Annotated in this window: 16 protein-coding genes; 3 read left to right on the top strand and 13 right to left on the bottom strand. The window is 69.3% G+C overall.

Annotation, left to right across the window (positions count from 1 at the left end):
• Positions 1–10 precede the first annotated feature (10 nt).
• The 12 genes from ACFOW8_RS07475 to infA form a co-directional block, all read right to left on the bottom strand.
• Positions 11–931 (bottom strand): nitrilase-related carbon-nitrogen hydrolase, encoded by a 921-nt coding sequence (locus ACFOW8_RS07475; protein WP_378547386.1) that lies wholly within the window; start codon positions 929–931, stop codon positions 11–13.
• 72 nt (positions 932–1,003) lie between these two features.
• On the bottom strand, positions 1,004–1,984 hold the full coding sequence (locus ACFOW8_RS07470) for a helix-turn-helix domain-containing protein (protein WP_378547383.1): 981 nt from the start codon (positions 1,982–1,984) through the stop codon (positions 1,004–1,006).
• Between the two features lie 13 nt (positions 1,985–1,997).
• Entirely contained in the window at positions 1,998–3,014 is a 1,017-nt protein-coding gene (locus tag ACFOW8_RS07465) for a helix-turn-helix domain-containing protein (protein ID WP_378547380.1), read from the bottom strand.
• 403 nt (positions 3,015–3,417) lie between these two features.
• Positions 3,418–4,470 (bottom strand): hypothetical protein, encoded by a 1,053-nt coding sequence (locus ACFOW8_RS07460; RefSeq protein ID WP_378547377.1) that lies wholly within the window; start codon positions 4,468–4,470, stop codon positions 3,418–3,420.
• A gap of 155 nt (positions 4,471–4,625) precedes the next feature.
• Positions 4,626–5,456 carry a tRNA pseudouridine(38-40) synthase TruA gene (gene truA, locus ACFOW8_RS07455; protein WP_378547374.1) on the bottom strand — a complete coding sequence of 277 codons (831 nt, stop codon included), beginning with the start codon at positions 5,454–5,456 and terminating at the stop codon, positions 4,626–4,628.
• 157 nt (positions 5,457–5,613) lie between these two features.
• The gene (gene rplQ / locus ACFOW8_RS07450; protein WP_378547371.1) at positions 5,614–6,126 is read right to left on the bottom strand and encodes a 50S ribosomal protein L17; all 513 of its coding nucleotides are present in this window, start codon (positions 6,124–6,126) and stop codon (positions 5,614–5,616) included.
• Positions 6,127–6,170: 44 nt separating this feature from the next.
• Positions 6,171–7,229 (bottom strand): DNA-directed RNA polymerase subunit alpha, encoded by a 1,059-nt coding sequence (locus ACFOW8_RS07445; protein ID WP_022567324.1) that lies wholly within the window; start codon positions 7,227–7,229, stop codon positions 6,171–6,173.
• Between the two features lie 124 nt (positions 7,230–7,353).
• Positions 7,354–7,959 carry a 30S ribosomal protein S4 gene (gene rpsD / locus ACFOW8_RS07440; protein WP_378547367.1) on the bottom strand — a complete coding sequence of 202 codons (606 nt, stop codon included), beginning with the start codon at positions 7,957–7,959 and terminating at the stop codon, positions 7,354–7,356.
• 21 nt (positions 7,960–7,980) lie between these two features.
• Complete coding sequence (gene rpsK / locus ACFOW8_RS07435) at positions 7,981–8,394, bottom strand: 30S ribosomal protein S11 (protein ID WP_378547364.1); 414 nt, start codon at positions 8,392–8,394, stop codon at positions 7,981–7,983.
• Between the two features lie 9 nt (positions 8,395–8,403).
• Complete coding sequence (gene rpsM / locus ACFOW8_RS07430; protein WP_019045109.1) at positions 8,404–8,775, bottom strand: 30S ribosomal protein S13; 372 nt, start codon at positions 8,773–8,775, stop codon at positions 8,404–8,406.
• Between the two features lie 179 nt (positions 8,776–8,954).
• Positions 8,955–9,068, bottom strand: coding sequence for a 50S ribosomal protein L36 (gene rpmJ, locus ACFOW8_RS07425; RefSeq protein WP_025347279.1), 114 nt, complete (start codon positions 9,066–9,068; stop codon positions 8,955–8,957).
• Positions 9,069–9,218: 150 nt separating this feature from the next.
• Entirely contained in the window at positions 9,219–9,440 is a 222-nt protein-coding gene (infA, locus tag ACFOW8_RS07420; protein ID WP_003418601.1) for a translation initiation factor IF-1, read from the bottom strand.
• A gap of 268 nt (positions 9,441–9,708) precedes the next feature.
• On the opposite strand from infA, the gene ACFOW8_RS07415 reads away from it, so the two are divergent.
• The gene (locus ACFOW8_RS07415) at positions 9,709–13,347 is read left to right on the top strand and encodes a MinD/ParA family ATP-binding protein (RefSeq protein ID WP_378547354.1); all 3,639 of its coding nucleotides are present in this window, start codon (positions 9,709–9,711) and stop codon (positions 13,345–13,347) included.
• Between the two features lie 4 nt (positions 13,348–13,351).
• On the opposite strand, the gene ACFOW8_RS07410 is transcribed toward ACFOW8_RS07415, so the two are convergent.
• Complete coding sequence (locus tag ACFOW8_RS07410; protein ID WP_378547351.1) at positions 13,352–13,852, bottom strand: DUF4254 domain-containing protein; 501 nt, start codon at positions 13,850–13,852, stop codon at positions 13,352–13,354.
• A 173-nt stretch (positions 13,853–14,025) separates the two neighbouring features.
• On the opposite strand from ACFOW8_RS07410, the gene ACFOW8_RS07405 reads away from it, so the two are divergent.
• A complete protein-coding gene (locus ACFOW8_RS07405; RefSeq protein WP_378547348.1) occupies positions 14,026–14,835 on the top strand; it encodes a GntR family transcriptional regulator in 810 nt (269 codons plus the stop codon).
• Positions 14,836–14,843: 8 nt separating this feature from the next.
• Positions 14,844–15,422 carry a GNAT family N-acetyltransferase gene (locus ACFOW8_RS07400; protein ID WP_378547345.1) on the top strand — a complete coding sequence of 193 codons (579 nt, stop codon included), beginning with the start codon at positions 14,844–14,846 and terminating at the stop codon, positions 15,420–15,422.
• Position 15,423 lies beyond the last annotated feature (1 nt).

Raw genomic sequence — 15,423 nt, 5'->3', positions numbered from 1 at the left:
GAACCGGAGCTCACGTCCGCACCGGCTCCCGACGTGCGATCCGTCCGCTCGGTGTCCGGCATTCGGCAGCGCGCGGCTTCGGCATGGGGCGAATCGCACGGTTCGTCTCGAGGTCGGCGAACAGGAGCCCTTCCTCTCCTTCGAGCAGGGGCGTGGCCAGCTCGAGGCCACCAGGGCCGAAGATCCGGGAGACGCCGCCACCACCGCGCAGCAGTCTGCGGTCGGGCAGGCGGGCGTCGACGACCTCCCAGCCCGCGACCGGCACCACGGCGACCGGGGCGATCACGTGGGTGGCACCGTCCATCGCGTATCGCACGCTGGCCGCGGTGTTGAGCTCGGGACCCCACTCCTTGCCCTCGCCGTAGTACACGGTGAACCCCGACCAGGCGGCGATATGGATCTGTTCGCGTACCTCGTGCATGCGGGTCCGCACGGAAGGGCGCATGTGGTCGGCGCCGCCGAGCACACCGACGCGGCCGAGGGCGGTATCGCGGACGAGCAGCCGCTCCTCGGTGGCGGTGGCGAAGACGGTGCGTTCGAGGCCGGTGGGTTCGGCCTTGCGGGCGATCGCGATCGTACCGTCGACATCGACGATGGCCTGCGACATGAAGACATCGCCGCCCGCCCGCTCCGCGAAGCCGAGGGACACGTGAACGCCCTTCCGGCGCGCGGCGTAGGCGATGGCCCGTAGCTCCGGTCCTTCGGCGGTGAGCGCGTTGGTCAGGTAGCGCGCCAGGAACTCCTCACCCCAGTCGACCGAATTGAGCCACATCCACCACGGGAATCCGGGCAGGAAAGTCTCGGGGAAGGCGACCAGCTGCGCACCACCATCCGCGGCTTCATCGATGTAGCCGATGACCTGTTCGACTCCCGCGGACAGATTCAGCCACTTCGGCTCTGCTTGCACGGCGGCAACGCGTACCGGACCCATCATCGTCCCCTTGTCGCTGATCGGTGAAGAGTGTTCGATTCACTCTCTCGCAGATCACAGCGGGGCAAACTGTCATGCCGTGCCAGGCAACTGACTATCTGTGCCAAATCGGATAGCCCGATGCGAATATTCGCCGGGCGCCATCCCGAATTCGGCGCGGAAGGCACGGTAGAAATGGCGCTCCGCGCTGAATCCGGCGGCCGCGGCCACCTCCTCGATCCGCATTCCACCCTCGCGCAACAGCTGGCAGGCGTGGTCGAGCCGCATCCGCAGCAGCCGACGCGCTGGGCTTTCCTCGCCTTCGAAGAGACGATAGAGAGTGCGGCGCGAAATGGCGAAGCGGTGTGCGAGCGCGTCGACGGTGAGGTCGGCGTCGGCGAAGCGGCGCCGCATGAACGCGATGATCCTCGCCCTGGTGAGCTCGTCGGCGCCGGGCCCGCGCGGCACCGAACCGGCAGCCAGCGACAGCGCCGACGCCAGCATGCCGATGCCGTGCCCGGCCAGTTCGGCGACGACGGGGTCGGCCTGCTGCACGCGGGCAAGGCCACAGAAGTAGGTGCCCACCGCCGAGGCGGGATGGTCGGGGCCGAGGGCGATCGCCGACGGAACCCGGCTCATCGGCACTCCCGCCGCCTCGAGCGTATCGATCGGCACCTGTACCACGACCTTGTCGACCGGTTCGTCGATCTCCCAGCGATAGGGCCGGGTGCTGTCGTAGAACACCATGCTCCCCACTTCCACGTGCGCGGCCCGGCCGTCCTGGTGCAGGATGCCACGGCCCGCGACGTACATGCTGGCCAGGATGTAGCGGTCATCGGCGGCCGCGATCAGCCGCGGGGTGCGGCGCACGGTCTGGGCGGCCGTCTGCACCGAGGTGACGAGCAGGCCGTCGAACTCGGTCGCGGCGATCCGCCCGCCGAAACCCTCGATCGTTGCCGGCGCGACGGCGAGGGGGATGTAGGTGTCGCTCAGCAGCGCTTCCCACTGCTCGACCGCCTGGCCGGGCGGCTGGCCGGGGCTGGCGCGCACGGTGATCGTGGTGTGCTCGGTCATCGGCGTCGAGCCATCAGGCCGAGTGACGATCGGGTGCGCCCCGATCCGTTCTCGCGGTGGCGCCGAGCCGGTACTCGCCGGGCGTCATGCCGGTCGCGACCCGGAAGGCACGGAAGAAGTGGCGCTCGGACGCGAACCCGGAGGCGTGTGCGATGGCGGCCGCTGGACGCTGGGTATCGAGGGCCAGCATGCTCTTCGCCCGTTCGATCCGCATGCGCCGCAAAACCGTGCTCAGCCCCTCGCCCTGCTCGTCGAACAGCCGGTAGAGGCTGCGCCGTGACATCAGACACGCATGGGCGATCGAGTCCACTGTCAGCCCGGGATCGCCGCAGTTCGTGCGCATATAGGACAGCACCTGTTCGCGGGTCAGCGCCTGCGCCGACTGACCGGACGGACGCTCGCCACCGGCCAGGGCGATCACCGACGCCACCAGCTTCACGCCGCTGCCCGCCAGCACCGCGGCATCGGCGGGCGCGGACCGCTGAATGCGGGCCAGGTCGCGGAAGAACGCGGCGACCACCCCGCCCGCGCTCCCGGCCGGGATCGTCGTCGCGGTCGGCAGCGCGGCGCGATCAATCGAGAGGTGCTCGTCGAGAAGGTCGAGCGGGACGCGCGCGACGACCTGCTCCCACGAGCCCTCGAGATCCCAGTGGTAGGTGCGGGTGGTGTCGTAGAAGACCATGTCGCCCGGGCGCACCACGCCGATGCGCCCGTCCTGGTGCATCCGGCCGAAACCGGCGGTGAGGATGCTGACGAAGAGGAACTCTCCGTCGGTGTCGGCGATGCCGCTCCTGGTGCGCCGAACCCGCTGGGCGCTCCCGCCGACCGTCGACAATTCGAAGCCGGGCATCGCGCCGCCGCGCACGATCCGGCCGTGGAACGGCCGCTCCTGTCCAGGTTCGACGGCGAGCGGAACATAACTTTCCGAAAGAAAGGACTCCCACTGCGCGAAGGCCTCGCCCACCGGCAACTCCGGGCTGTCCGTCAAGGTCAGTTCGACAAGCGGATCCGACGCCTCCACGCCACCCACCCCACCTTCCTACCGCAGACCAGCAAACCCAGGGCGTCCCTGGATTCGCCCGTCACTTGGTGTTCGAGCCTGCCAGATCGACCGCGGGTTTTCCACCAAAACCGTAGTAAAAAACGAGAGCCCATCTTGAATATTCAATCCGGACCTGCGGCTACCGGTGATTCGGCGCCGATCCCACTCGCACACCTGTGACGCTCCTCACCAGCGACACCGGCGTGGCGCGGTCGCGGTCACGGTCCGTCAGCACGACAGAGGTACCCACCCGACAGCTCCAGCTACCGCTTCGGGTTCGACATCACGCCGGGCACTCCGCGCGGACACTGTCGCCGCGGGCACGATACAGTTCACCGGAACCGGGTGTCGTCCAGCAACTTTCACGCACCCGCACGAGAACGGCATTGGGCTATCGGCGAATTCGCGCGAGCACCTGTCGCGCCGTCGCCCGCACTCGCACCGCCCGCACCGAAGGCCCGGCGACATAGGCCACCGCGACGAGCAACACGCCGAAGGCCGCCGTCACCCACAGTGCCACCCAGAAGGGGTGCGCTATCGTGCCGAACACCGCGGCGGCGACGTCATCGCGCATTCGCACCCGGTCGAGATACACCATCCGGGCGACTAACAGCACCACCCCGAGTAAACCCATCGCCAGCAGCACACCGGCCCCGACCGCGAGCACGGCCCGTCGCCGAAATCCACTGCCCGCCAGCAGAACCGCGCCGATGGCGCAGCCGACAGCCGCGAGCGTCACGGCGATGGCCCCCTGATCGAGCAGGCGCACAGCACGTTGAGCCTTCGCCAGCTCCGGTGACTCGAACAGCACGAACTCGGTGCCGAGCTCGAATTCGCGGTCGGGGAGCACGAATCCGCGACTGTCGAGTTCGTCACCGATCTCAGCGAGCATCGGATCGAGGGAGATCGTCACGACGCCGGGCGAATCCGTCCGCACCACCCCACCCTCCCCGCCGGTGAGCACCGTGACGACCCCGCGGTGTGCCTGTCGGTTCGCGATCACCCAGGTGCGCGAGAACGCGTCGCTGTGGACGAGGGTGGCCGCGGCGTCGGCAGCCAGCTCTTCGGTGTAGGTACCGAGGACCGAGGACAGATTGCGCAGTGTGAGCGCGACGAGTGGATTGCGTTCGGACGGATTCTCGATCGCCGCGCCGAGGTCAGCGGCGGCCCCGGCGACGTCGACCCTCGCCAGCACCGCCTCCGTCAGCGCGTCCGCGACGGCGGACTGCACCGCTGGATCGTCGGCGAGCGGGGCCATCGTCGCGACATAGTTGTCGGTGTCGAGCAGCTGGGACCGCAGCACCACGGCGACGACAGCGAGCAGCATGAGCAACGCTGCCGCGGCCACCAGCAAGGACACGGCAACTCGCCGCAGGAGCGGGATACGGCCACCAGAATCACCTGTCATCTGCCCGGCTTTCACGCTGAGGTCGACTCCGGCCATCGTATCCTCGCCGACCAGGCGAGGGACGCTAACTCTCAGCAGCGCGGCTTGCCGAGGTCCGCCGACACCGCGTTGAGCACACACCAATCGCTCGAAGGCACGCCTGTGTGACCGATTGGCGGAAAAGTGTTCGCCAAGCGCGAGGCCGGGACCGCCTACCCGCCACAGCACCCGGCCGCGGGCAGCGTCCGGGTCTCCCTGGTCTGGACATTGCGCGCGGCGAGATCGGCGTCAGCCGGGTAGTCGACGCGCACCAGGCTCAAGCCGTGCGCCGGAGCGACGGTGACCGAACTGGACCGCTCGGTCTCGGTGAGCAGGCTCGCCACCCACTCCGGCGTCCGGCGGCCCTCCCCCACCGCGAGCACGGCGCCGACCAGGCTGCGCACCATCGACCAGCAGAACGCGTCGGCGCTCACGTGCGCGTTCAGGAGGTCGCCCTGGCGCTCCCAATCGAACCGCTGCAGTTCGCGCACCGTGGTCGCGCCTTCGCGGCGGCGGCAGAACGCCGCGAAGTCGTGCAGGCCGAGCAGTTCCCGCGACGCGGCGCGCATCGCGGCGAGGTCGAGTCCGGGCTTGGCCGCGACGACACTGCGGGCCCGGAGCGGCTCGGCGCCGTAGCGGGCGGTCGTCAGGCGGTAGACGTAATGGCGGCGGATCGCGGAGAAGCGTGCGTCGAAATCAGGGGGCGCGACCGTCACCTCGGTGATGCGCACGTCCTTGGGCAGGAAGCGCGCCATCCGGTGCAGCAGCTTGTCGGCATCGAGCTCGCCGGTGGTGTCGAAGTGCGCGACCTGCCCCTCGGCGTGCACACCGGCATCGGTGCGGCCGGCGACGGTGAGCTGGATCGTCTCGCGGAACACCTTCGACAGCGATTCCTCCAGCGTCCCCTGCACGGTGCGCAGGCCGGGCTGGCGGGCCCAGCCGGTGAAGTCGGTGCCGTCGTAGCTGATCCCGAGCCGCACCCGGGTCGCCGCGGTGTCGTCCATCGCATCCTCCGTTCTCACTGGCAAAAGCACCGAGCCCGCCACCCCACGCGGGGTGACGGGCTCGGCAGAACTCCCGAAGATCAGGCCGTGCTCGACTCGCCTGATCCTCGCGGCCCTACGTGGTTACGCAGGCTGGCGCCTTCGGGCCCTGAGCGGATCAGGCGTCCTTCTTGTCCTCGGTGGCCTCGTCGGCGGCCGGGGCGTCGGCCACGGTCTCCTCGACGACGGTCTCCTCGGCCTCGGCGGCCGGGGCGGCCTCGGCCTTCTGCGACGCGGCGACGCGACGAGCCCGGTCGGCCTCGTTGGTCACGGTCTTCTCGCGGACCAGCTCGATGATCGCCATCGGGGCATTGTCACCCTTGCGCGGCAGCGCCTTGGTGATGCGGGTGTAGCCACCGTTGCGGCCCTCGAACGAGGGGCCGATCTCCGCGAACAGGGCGTGCACGACGTCCTTGTTGCGGATGACCTTCAGCACCTCGCGACGGTCGGCCAGGGTGCCGCCCTTCGCCTTGGTGATGATCTTCTCGGCGTAGGGGCGCACCGCCTTGGCCTTGGCCTCGGTGGTCGTGATGCGACCGTGCTCGAAAAGCGCCGTGGCCAGGTTGGCGAAGATCGCCTTCTGGTGCGACGCCGACCCGCCGAAGCGGGCACCCTTCTTGGGCTTAGGCATTGGATTCTCCTTGAGGAAGGTCTACCGGGGTGCCCCCCGAAGACCTAGAGCTGTTCGGTCTCGGCGTAGTCCTGCTCGCCGCCGTCGGTGTCACTGAAAGTGCCGGAGTCGCTCCAGGTGCCGGTGCTCGCGTCGTAACCCACCACGGAGGACGGGTCGAACGAGGCGGGCGAGTCCTTCAGCGAGAGGCCGAGCGCGTGCAGCTTGACCTTGACCTCGTCGATGGACTTCTGGCCGAAGTTGCGGATGTCCAGCAGGTCCGACTCGGTGCGGGCGACCAGCTCACCCACCGTGTGCACACCCTCGCGCTTGAGGCAGTTGTAGGACCGGACGGTGAGGTCCAGGTCCTCGATCGGCAGCCCGAAGGAGGCGATGTGATCCGCCTCGGCCGGGCTCGGGCCGATCTCGATGCCCTCTGCTTCGACGTTGAGCTCGCGGGCCAGCCCGAAGAGCTCGACCAGGGTCTTACCGGCCGAAGCCAGCGCGTCCCGCGCCGTGATGGAGTTCTTGGTCTCCACGTCGAGGATGAGACGGTCGAAGTCGGTGCGCTGCTCGACACGGGTGGCCTCGACCTTGTAGGTCACCTTGAGCACCGGGGAGTAGATCGAATCCACCGGGATCCGGCCGATTTCCGCGCCGGTCGCCTTGTTCTGCACGGCGGGCACGTAACCGCGGCCCCGCTCGACGACGAGCTCGATCTCGAGCTTGCCCTTGTCGTTCAGGGTGGCGATGTGCATGTCCGGGTTGTGCACGACGACGCCGGCGGGCGGCACGATGTCACCGGCGGTGACGGTGCCAGGGCCCTGCTTGCGCACGTACATGGTGACCGGCTCGTCCTCTTCGGAGGACACGACCAGACCCTTGAGGTTCAGGATGATGTCGGTGACGTCTTCCTTCACACCGGGAACGGTGGTGAACTCGTGCAGGACACCGTCGATGCGGATGCTCGTGACCGCGGCCCCCGGGATGGAGGACAGCAGGGTACGCCGCAGCGAGTTGCCGAGGGTGTAACCGAAGCCCGGCTCGAGCGGTTCGATGGTGAACTTCGAGCGGTTCTCCGCCACAACCTCTTCGGTCAGTGTCGGACGCTGGGAAATCAGCATGAGGATCTACTTCCTGTCAGGGCGTCCGCTATTTGACGCCTAATCAGTGATTGCGAACGGCCGTATTCCGACGGGCCGTTCACCGTGCGGTGGGCCGCCCTGGAGCGACCCACCCGCGTTACGACTACTTCGAGTAGTACTCGACGATGAGCTGTTCCTGGAGCGGCACATCGATCTGGGCACGCTCGGGGAGCTGGTGCACCAGGATCCGCAGGCGGCCGGGGACGACCTGCAGCCAGCCGGGAACCGGACGCTCGCCGACGGTCTCACGCGCGACCTGGAACGGCAGAGTCGGCAGCGACTTCTCCTTGACATCGATGATGTCGTACTGGGAGACCTGGTAGCTGGGGACGTCGACCTTGATGCCGTTGACCAGGAAGTGGCCGTGGCTCACGAGCTGACGGGCCTGACGGCGGGTACGGGCCAGACCGGCGCGGTACACGACGTTGTCCAGACGCGACTCCAGCAGGCGGAGCAGGTTGTCACCGGTCTTACCCTTGAGGCGGTTGGCCTCTTCGTAGTAGCGGCGGAACTGCTTCTCCATGACGCCGTAGGAGAAGCGAGCCTTCTGCTTCTCCTGCAGCTGCATCAGGTACTCGGACTCCTTGATCCGCGCGCGGCCGTGCTGGCCGGGCGGGTAAGGACGACGCTCGAACGCCTGGTCGCCTCCGACGAGGTCGACGCGCAGACGACGCGACTTGCGGGTGATGGGGCCTGTATAACGAGCCATTTTTCGCTAAATCCTTTCCCGCTAGACGCGACGCCGCTTGGGCGGACGGCAGCCGTTGTGCGGCTGCGGGGTGACATCGGAGATCGAGCCCACTTCCAGGCCTGCGGCCTGCAGCGAACGGATCGCGGTTTCGCGGCCCGAACCCGGGCCCTTCACGAACACGTCGACCTTCTTGACACCGTTCTCCTGCGCCTTGCGGGCAGCGTTCTCGGCGGCGAGCTGCGCGGCGAACGGGGTGCTCTTACGCGAACCCTTGAAGCCGACGTGACCCGACGACGCCCACGAGATGACATTGCCCTCGGGGTCGGTGATCGAGACGATCGTGTTGTTGAACGTGCTCTTGATGTGCGCGTGGCCGTGCGGGATGTTCTTCTTATCCCGGCGACGCGACTTCTGAGACTTCTTCGGGCCAGCGGCCCGGCTCTTCGGAGGCATACGCTATCCCTACTTCTTCTTGCCGGCGACGGTCTTCTTCGGACCCTTGCGCGTACGCGCGTTGGTCTTGGTGCGCTGACCACGCACGGGCAGGCCACGACGGTGGCGGATGCCCTGGTAGCAGCCGATCTCGATCTTGCGGCGAATATCGGCCTGGACCTCGCGGCGCAGGTCACCTTCGACCTTGAACTCCGAGGCCTCGATGTAGTCGCGGAGCTTGGTCAGGTCGTCGTCGCTGAGATCCTTCGAGCGCAGGTCCGGGCTGACGCCGGTCTGAGCCAGGATCTCGGTGGCGCGGGTGCGCCCGATTCCGAAGATGTAGGTCAACGCGATCTCCATGCGCTTCTCGCGCGGGAGATCGACGCCCATCAGACGTGCCATGTGGCAGGTTCCTTAATGGTTGCGGAGGTCTGCTCCCTGTCCGTCCCCCCGTCTTGAGGTGGGGGCACCGGCCTCCGTACCGGTGGTTGGCGCGCACCGCGTGCGTGCGTGCTGGAGCTGGGAGTTCTTCTTTTTCGGTCAGTCCGATCAGACGATCGGTGCCCGGTGGTGCTGCTGGATCAGCCCTGACGCTGCTTGTGGCGCAGGTTGTCGCAGATCACCATGACCCGGCCGTTACGGCGGATCACCTTGCACTTCTCGCAGATCTTCTTGACGCTCGGCTGAACCTTCACGTCCGTCCAATCTTTTCCTTGGTCCACGCAGGTGCGTGAACACAGTTTTTCCCCAGCCGACGGCTGGGGAAGTCTTGTAGCGCGCTCCGACCTCGGCCGGAACACCATGCGACGCCGCGTGCCGGTCAGGCTCGCGGCGTCAGGCAGGCATCACTTGTAGCGGTAGACAATCCGGCCGCGGGACAGGTCGTACGGCGACAGCTCGACGACCACCCGGTCCTCCGGAAGGATGCGAATGTAGTGCTGCCGCATCTTTCCGCTGATGTGCGCGAGAACCTTGTGACCGTTCTCGAGCTCGATCCGGAACATCGCATTGGGCAGCGGCTCGACAACTCGACCCTCGACCTCGATGGCCCCGTCTTTCTTCGCCATATCCTCCGCGATCCCGGTTATGCTTCTAACCTGAGTTGGATTGCCTCGTAGCTGCTCGCTGGCATGCGAGCAGTCGGCGCATGGGTGCACCGCCGCTCAAGCCTACCGGTCCGGCCCTGCGGAGGCAAAAACGCCCCGTGCCGCACCCAGCGGCGGGGCAGTCGCGCGCCCGGACCGCCCGCCGCGGCGTCGGGGTTGTCGCGTAAACTCACCGGCGTCCAGATGTGGGTCGAGCAGATCGGGGGACCCTGGTGAGCGGAGCGCACCGGTGAGCCGCAACAACGACAGCCTCCCCATGTTGCCGCCGTGGCTGTCGGAGAGCGAAGTCACAGAATCGGGATACGAGTCTCCGGTCCAGAACCTGCCGCAGGACGACCTGATCGACGAGGCTCCCAAACGGCGGCGCTTCATGGGCCGTGGTGGCGGCGACGAGAAGAAGGAGAAGCGCGGCCGTCGGCGTAAGTCCGAGGATCCCGCGCCGAGCGAGGCATCCAGCCCCGCCGAGCAGTCCGGGCGCCGAGGACCCGAGCAGTCCGCCGAGCCGCAGGCCCGCCAGTCCGGCTGGGGCGCCGACGCGGGCAACCCACCGATCGGCGGTCACCCGCAGGCCGGCCCTGCCGACCGGTCGAATGCCCGGCCCGGACCGTCCGCGTCGACGCCACCTGACGCCGGTCCGCATCAGTCCTGGCCCGACCATGAGCGCCCGAACCCCGGCGCAGCGCAGTTCCCGGCCACCGGCAACGCCGCGCCCCCGTTCCAGCAGCCCGGCCACCCGGGACAAAGCCAGGGCTCGGCCGGCTCGACTACCCAAGCGAGCACCGCATCGGGCTCGGCGCTGCCCGCACGCACCCCGGCACCGCCGTCCACCGGATTCACCCCGCTCGGCACCAACCGGCGGCAACTCCCCGACCTTCCGCCGCCACCGCCCCTGCCGGACCCGCCCGCACGCCCCACTGAGGCACCACCGCGCCTCACCACCCCCGCGCAACGCCCGGCGGGCGAGGCTCCCCGCCCGGTCACCGGCCCTAGTGACGCCAGCCACCCGGCCGACGATCAGGCTCAGGCCACCGGCCCGGCCGACAGCACCGCTCACCCGAGGACCGATCCGGCAGCCACCAGCCGCCCGGCGACCGATCCGGCCCAGGCCACCGGCTCGGCCGACGCCAACCGCCCGGACCCGAATCAGACCATTCGCCCGGCTGCCGATGCGGCCGACTCCGGCCGTCCGCTCACCGATTCCGCTCAGGCCGGCCACCCGACGGCCGTCGACGCGACCCGTGCGCCGACCGCAGATGGGGCGGCAGACGCCTCGCCGCTCGCGGGACCGGACGTGACCCAGGTCGCGGGCGGGCGCTCGCAGCCGGGTCCGGCCGACTCGTCGCAGGTGCCGCCCCGGCTGACCACGCCGGCGGATGCCAGGCCGACTCCGGCCGCCGACTCCACCCCGAGTCCCGAGGTTTCCCCGACGCCGCCGAACACCGGTGCCGAGACAGCCCGGCAGGGTGGCGCGGGCTCGCGGGGTGGGGCCGCAAGCCCGGCCGCAACGGACCCGCAGCTTGCCGCCGGAGCGTGGGCGATGCCCGCGGACGCCGCGGCCGAGGCGAGCTCCGGCACCGCCGCGGGCCCGATCGACACCGCGCACCCGGAGTCGACTCCCGTTGACTCCGCGTCGTCTGCAAGCGCACCGACGCCGCGAAACACCACAGACCCAGGGGCATCCACCGGCACCCGAGCGCCACACGACCCCGCGCCTGCCGCACAGCCGCGTGCGACCGGTGGCAGGCACAGCCTCGCCGAGCCGGAACACCACGGCGACCCCGGTGCCGATTCGGCGGCAATCGGTGCGCCCGAATCGGATTCGGCCGACGGCCGGATGCCGAACCGCCGCCGTCGTCCCGATCCGTCCGACGGCGCCGCCGGCGGTCCTGCCCCGGCTCAGGCGACGCCTGCCGATGGTGAGCCGCGGAGCGAGTCGGCTGACCCCGTCGCCACTGGCACCGGGCAGGTACCCGCCGACGGCATGGGCACAACCGGCGAGAACCGGCATCCGTTGCACCCGCCCGGCCACGCACCACAGCAGGGCGGCGGCACGGACCAGTCGGCCACTCGGTCAGCCGAGACCTCGATGCCGAGCGAGGCACCGCAGGCTGGGGCGACCGGCTATGCCGCTGCGGCCGATTCGTCCGCCGGGTTCGCGGCGCGGACCACCGACGCTGCCGCGCAGGCGCATTCGCCGACGGCTCGAGGGCCGCACGCGGTGAGTCCGGCTACTCAGGGCTGGGGTGCTGAGCCGGATTCCCGGTCCGCGTATGCCACCGGCGAGTCCCAGGTCTCGCCGTACAGCTCGGGACCGACCGGTCCGGTGCCGCCCGGCCCACAGTCGCCGTACGCGACGCAGGCACCCGCGCAGCCCGGTGCGCAGTACAACTCGGTCCCCGGCGACCCGTCGCCCGGCGCGGGAACCCCTGCTCCGGACGGACGCACCGAGGTATACCACCACGACGACCCGCGCCTGCAAGCAGGCCACAACCAGGCGCCGGGCTCCGATCCCGGGCAGGGGCCACAATCCACCTACGGCTCAGGCGAATTCGCGCAGCCGCAGGCACCACAGCACCCGAGCCCGCACCAGCCGCCCGACGGAACCTGGGCCCAGCCCGGCGACACCGCCACACCGTGGAACCAGGCACCGCAGCAGCCGGTGAGTTCACCGCAACTGCCGATCCAGCGCCCGGACGGCACCTGGGCGCAGCCCAACGGATACCAGCCGGACGGTGCGCCACCCCAGCAGCCGCACCCCGACGGCGGGCAGCAGTACCAGCAATCGCAGGCACCGGTTCAGCGCCCCGGCGGCACCTGGGCTCAGCCCGATGGCACCGCCGCACCGTGGAACCAGCCACCTCAGCAGCCGTTCCATGGCGGTGCGCAGCAATACCAGCATCCGCACGGCCAGTGGGGCGCGCATCCGCCCCAGCACGGCTTCCAGCCACCCTCCCTGGACAATGTGCCGGTCAAGCGGGCCAAGAAGGCGCCGGGCAGCGGTTGGCGTAAAGCGGTGCACCATGTTTCGGGTGGCGCGATCAACCCTGGCATGTCGGCCGAGGAGCGGCGGCTGCAGGAACTCGTTGCCCGGATCCGGCAGCCGGTGCGCGGCGATTACCGGATCGCGGTGCTCTCGCTCAAGGGCGGCGTCGGCAAGACCACGACCACCACCGGCCTCGGTTCGATCTTCGCCTCGATCCGCGGTGACCGGGTGATCGCGGTCGACGCCAATCCCGACTTCGGGACGCTGTCCCAGCGGGTGTCGCTGCAGACCCGCTCCACCGTGCGCGATCTGCTGCTCGATCCGGCGATCGAGCGGTACTCCGATGTCCGCAGGCACACCTCGCAGAGTTCGAGCAGGCTGGAAGTGCTTGCCAGCGAACGTGATCCGGCGGCGTCGGAATCGTTCAACGACGAGGAGTACCGGGCGGTGGCCCGGATCCTGCAGCGGTTCTACAACATCATCCTCACCGACTGCGGCACCGGCTTGATGCACTCGGCGATGAGCGGGGTCCTCGACCTCGCGCATTCGCTGGTGCTGATCTCCTCGGCGGCGATCGACGGTGCGCGCAGTGCGGCCGCGACCCTGGACTGGCTGTCCCTGCACGGGCACGACCATCTGGTCCGCAACGCGGTGGTGGTGATCAATCTGCCGCGCGAGGGTTCACCCAACGTCGGCGTGCAGCAGCTGCGCGAGTACTTCCTGTCGCGCTGCCGGGCGGTGCACATCATCCCGTTCGACGAGCACCTGTCCGAGGGCGCCGAGATCGACCTGCACCGCCTGCACAAGTCCACCAAGCGGGCGTATGTGGAGCTGGCCGCCACGGTGGCCGACGAGTTCGGCGTCGAGCACCGCCGCTACGGCTGAACGCTCACCACTCCGGCAGCCTGCGACGACCGGCGCTCACATCGCGTACCAGGTCGTCGTAGGCGTCGGCGAGCTCGGCGAGGTGGTGCCAGGCGCTGTGCAGCAGCTCGTCGTGCGCGGCCAGCGTCATCAGGGCGTGGTGGGCGCGCACCGAGGACTCGGCCAGCCGGTCGATGACGGCGCCGATCGTCTCGGTGTGCAAGGTCGCGCCGAGGCGGTGCTGCGGGACGCCGCGGTGCACCCAGTCGTCGATGGCGAGCACCAGTTCGGCCCTGCGGCAGTCGACCTCACGCAGCACCACCGGATCGGTGTCGACGAATCCGCCGCGCCCGACGATGCGCTTCTCGTGCAGCACCGCCAGATCGCGCGCGAACCACAGCAGCGGTCCCCCCACCACCCGATGTCCGCGACACGCCCGGACGAGCAGATCGGAGAGCGGAAGTAACCCGGTAGTCGCCGGCGGCCCGGCGGGATCGACACACCGCAATGTGTCGGGGAAAGCCATTATGACCGTAGAACTCTCCGCACCAGCCACGTTGCCTCGCCGTCGTCGCCGCACAGCACCGGATCAGGACGTTCATTACAATAAACCTCGCAAGCTCTCTGTCAAGCATTACTCGGCCGTAGGTAACCCAGACGAGTACACTTCGTTACCTGCACGACCTACCGAGGAGCATGATGGCGGACGGTCCGACCTACCTCCGGATCGCAGACCTCCTCCGCGAGGAGATCCGCGCGGGCACGTGGAAACCGGGCGACCGGCTGCCCAGCCACTCCGAGCTGGCCGAGCAGATGCAGGTCTCGATCACCACCTCGCGCAACGCGATCCAGGTGCTGGTCGCCGAAAACCTCGTCTACACAGCTACTTCCCGTGGCACCATCGTCCGAAACCAGGAAGTGCTGGAATCCGTGGTCACCGACCACATCCGGCCCGACCGGCCGCGCTCGGCGCACGACATCTTCGAGGAGATCGCGCGCGCGGCCAACCGCGAACCCGCCAAGGAGTTCAGCACCAGGATGGAGCCCGCCGACGCCCAGGTCGCGCAGTGGCTCGGGGTGCCCGTCGACTCGTGGGTGCTGGCCCGCACCGTGGTGCAGTATCTGGACAACGAACCGTGGTCATGGGAGGTGAGTTTCTACCCACGCGATCTCGCCGAAGCGGCGAGCATCGATTCTCCCCATGACATCCCCGAAGGCACCACCCGCCGCCTCGCCGACCGCGGCTACGGCGAAACCGCCCATCGCGACACCTTGGCCGCCCGCCCCGCCACCGCCGAGGAGGCGACCGTACTCGGCGTCGCCACGGGCACCGTCCTGCTCGACCACTTGCGCATCGGCGCCAACCACGAACGGGTCACCCGGGCGACCCGGCATCGTTGTCTGGCCGGCCGCAACCGGCTGGCCTACCAACTCGGCGACGCGGCGGGCACCGCCGTCATCGCCCACACCCTCGGCATCGCTCCCGGATCCGCCGTCGCCTTGCCATGACCGTCGGGATGCGCCCGGCGACCCTGGGCGACCTACCGCTGATCTGCCGCCTCCGGGTGCAGCGCACCGCCTGGCTCACCGCCCGTGGCTCGGATCAGTGGACAGTCGCCGGGCGTGGGCGCCCCATCGAGATCTTCGCGGGCGCGGTCGGCCGGGCACTCGACGCGGGCGAGACCTGGATCGCCGAGGTCGACGGTGCCGCGGCGGGAACCATCACCGTCAACCAACGGGCCGATCGGGGGCTGTGGACACCATGGGAGCTGGCGGAATCGCTGATCGTGCACTTCATGATCGTCGACCTGCATTTCGCCGGCCTGCGGATCGGGCATCGGATGCTGGAGCACGCCGCCCGACTCGCCGACCAGAAGCACCGCGACTGGGTACGGCTCGACGCCTGGACGGCCAATCGCGACCTGCACGACTACTACCGCAGGGCCGGATTCACCCTCGCGAGGATCGCGGACCCGCTGGCCAGTGGGCCCTCGTGCGCACTGTTCGAGCGCCGCACCGACAGCTGGTTCCCCCCGGTGTGCAGGCATCCCAGACGACGGCAGGTGCGCCCGGTCGCGGGGCAGCTGCCCGGCTGAG

Source organism: Nocardia rhizosphaerae, from assembly GCF_042650365.1.
In the GTDB taxonomy this organism is placed as follows: Bacteria; Actinomycetota; Actinomycetes; order Mycobacteriales; family Mycobacteriaceae; genus Nocardia; species Nocardia rhizosphaerae.
The sequence above is the reverse complement of the archived record's forward strand: the minus strand, read 5'-3'. Positions and strand labels throughout refer to the sequence as shown.

Excerpts from the sequence above, each read along its gene's own strand:
- rpsK (WP_378547364.1), bottom strand. The coding sequence starts at position 8,394 with ATGCCTCCGAAGAGCCGGGCCGCTGGCCCGAAGAAGTCTCAGAAGTCG.
- ACFOW8_RS07445 (WP_022567324.1), bottom strand. The coding sequence starts at position 7,229 with ATGCTGATTTCCCAGCGTCCGACACTGACCGAAGAGGTTGTGGCGGAG.
- ACFOW8_RS07460 (WP_378547377.1), bottom strand. The coding sequence starts at position 4,470 with ATGGCCGGAGTCGACCTCAGCGTGAAAGCCGGGCAGATGACAGGTGAT.
- rpsD (WP_378547367.1), bottom strand. The coding sequence starts at position 7,959 with ATGGCTCGTTATACAGGCCCCATCACCCGCAAGTCGCGTCGTCTGCGC.
- rplQ (WP_378547371.1), bottom strand. The coding sequence starts at position 6,126 with ATGCCTAAGCCCAAGAAGGGTGCCCGCTTCGGCGGGTCGGCGTCGCAC.
- ACFOW8_RS07410 (WP_378547351.1), bottom strand. The coding sequence starts at position 13,852 with ATGGCTTTCCCCGACACATTGCGGTGTGTCGATCCCGCCGGGCCGCCG.
- ACFOW8_RS07475 (WP_378547386.1), bottom strand. The coding sequence starts at position 931 with ATGGGTCCGGTACGCGTTGCCGCCGTGCAAGCAGAGCCGAAGTGGCTG.
- ACFOW8_RS07470 (WP_378547383.1), bottom strand. The coding sequence starts at position 1,984 with ATGACCGAGCACACCACGATCACCGTGCGCGCCAGCCCCGGCCAGCCG.
- infA (WP_003418601.1), bottom strand. The coding sequence starts at position 9,440 with ATGGCGAAGAAAGACGGGGCCATCGAGGTCGAGGGTCGAGTTGTCGAG.
- rpsM (WP_019045109.1), bottom strand. The coding sequence starts at position 8,775 with ATGGCACGTCTGATGGGCGTCGATCTCCCGCGCGAGAAGCGCATGGAG.
- ACFOW8_RS07400 (WP_378547345.1), top strand. The coding sequence starts at position 14,844 with ATGCGCCCGGCGACCCTGGGCGACCTACCGCTGATCTGCCGCCTCCGG.
- ACFOW8_RS07405 (WP_378547348.1), top strand. The coding sequence starts at position 14,026 with ATGGCGGACGGTCCGACCTACCTCCGGATCGCAGACCTCCTCCGCGAG.
- truA (WP_378547374.1), bottom strand. The coding sequence starts at position 5,456 with ATGGACGACACCGCGGCGACCCGGGTGCGGCTCGGGATCAGCTACGAC.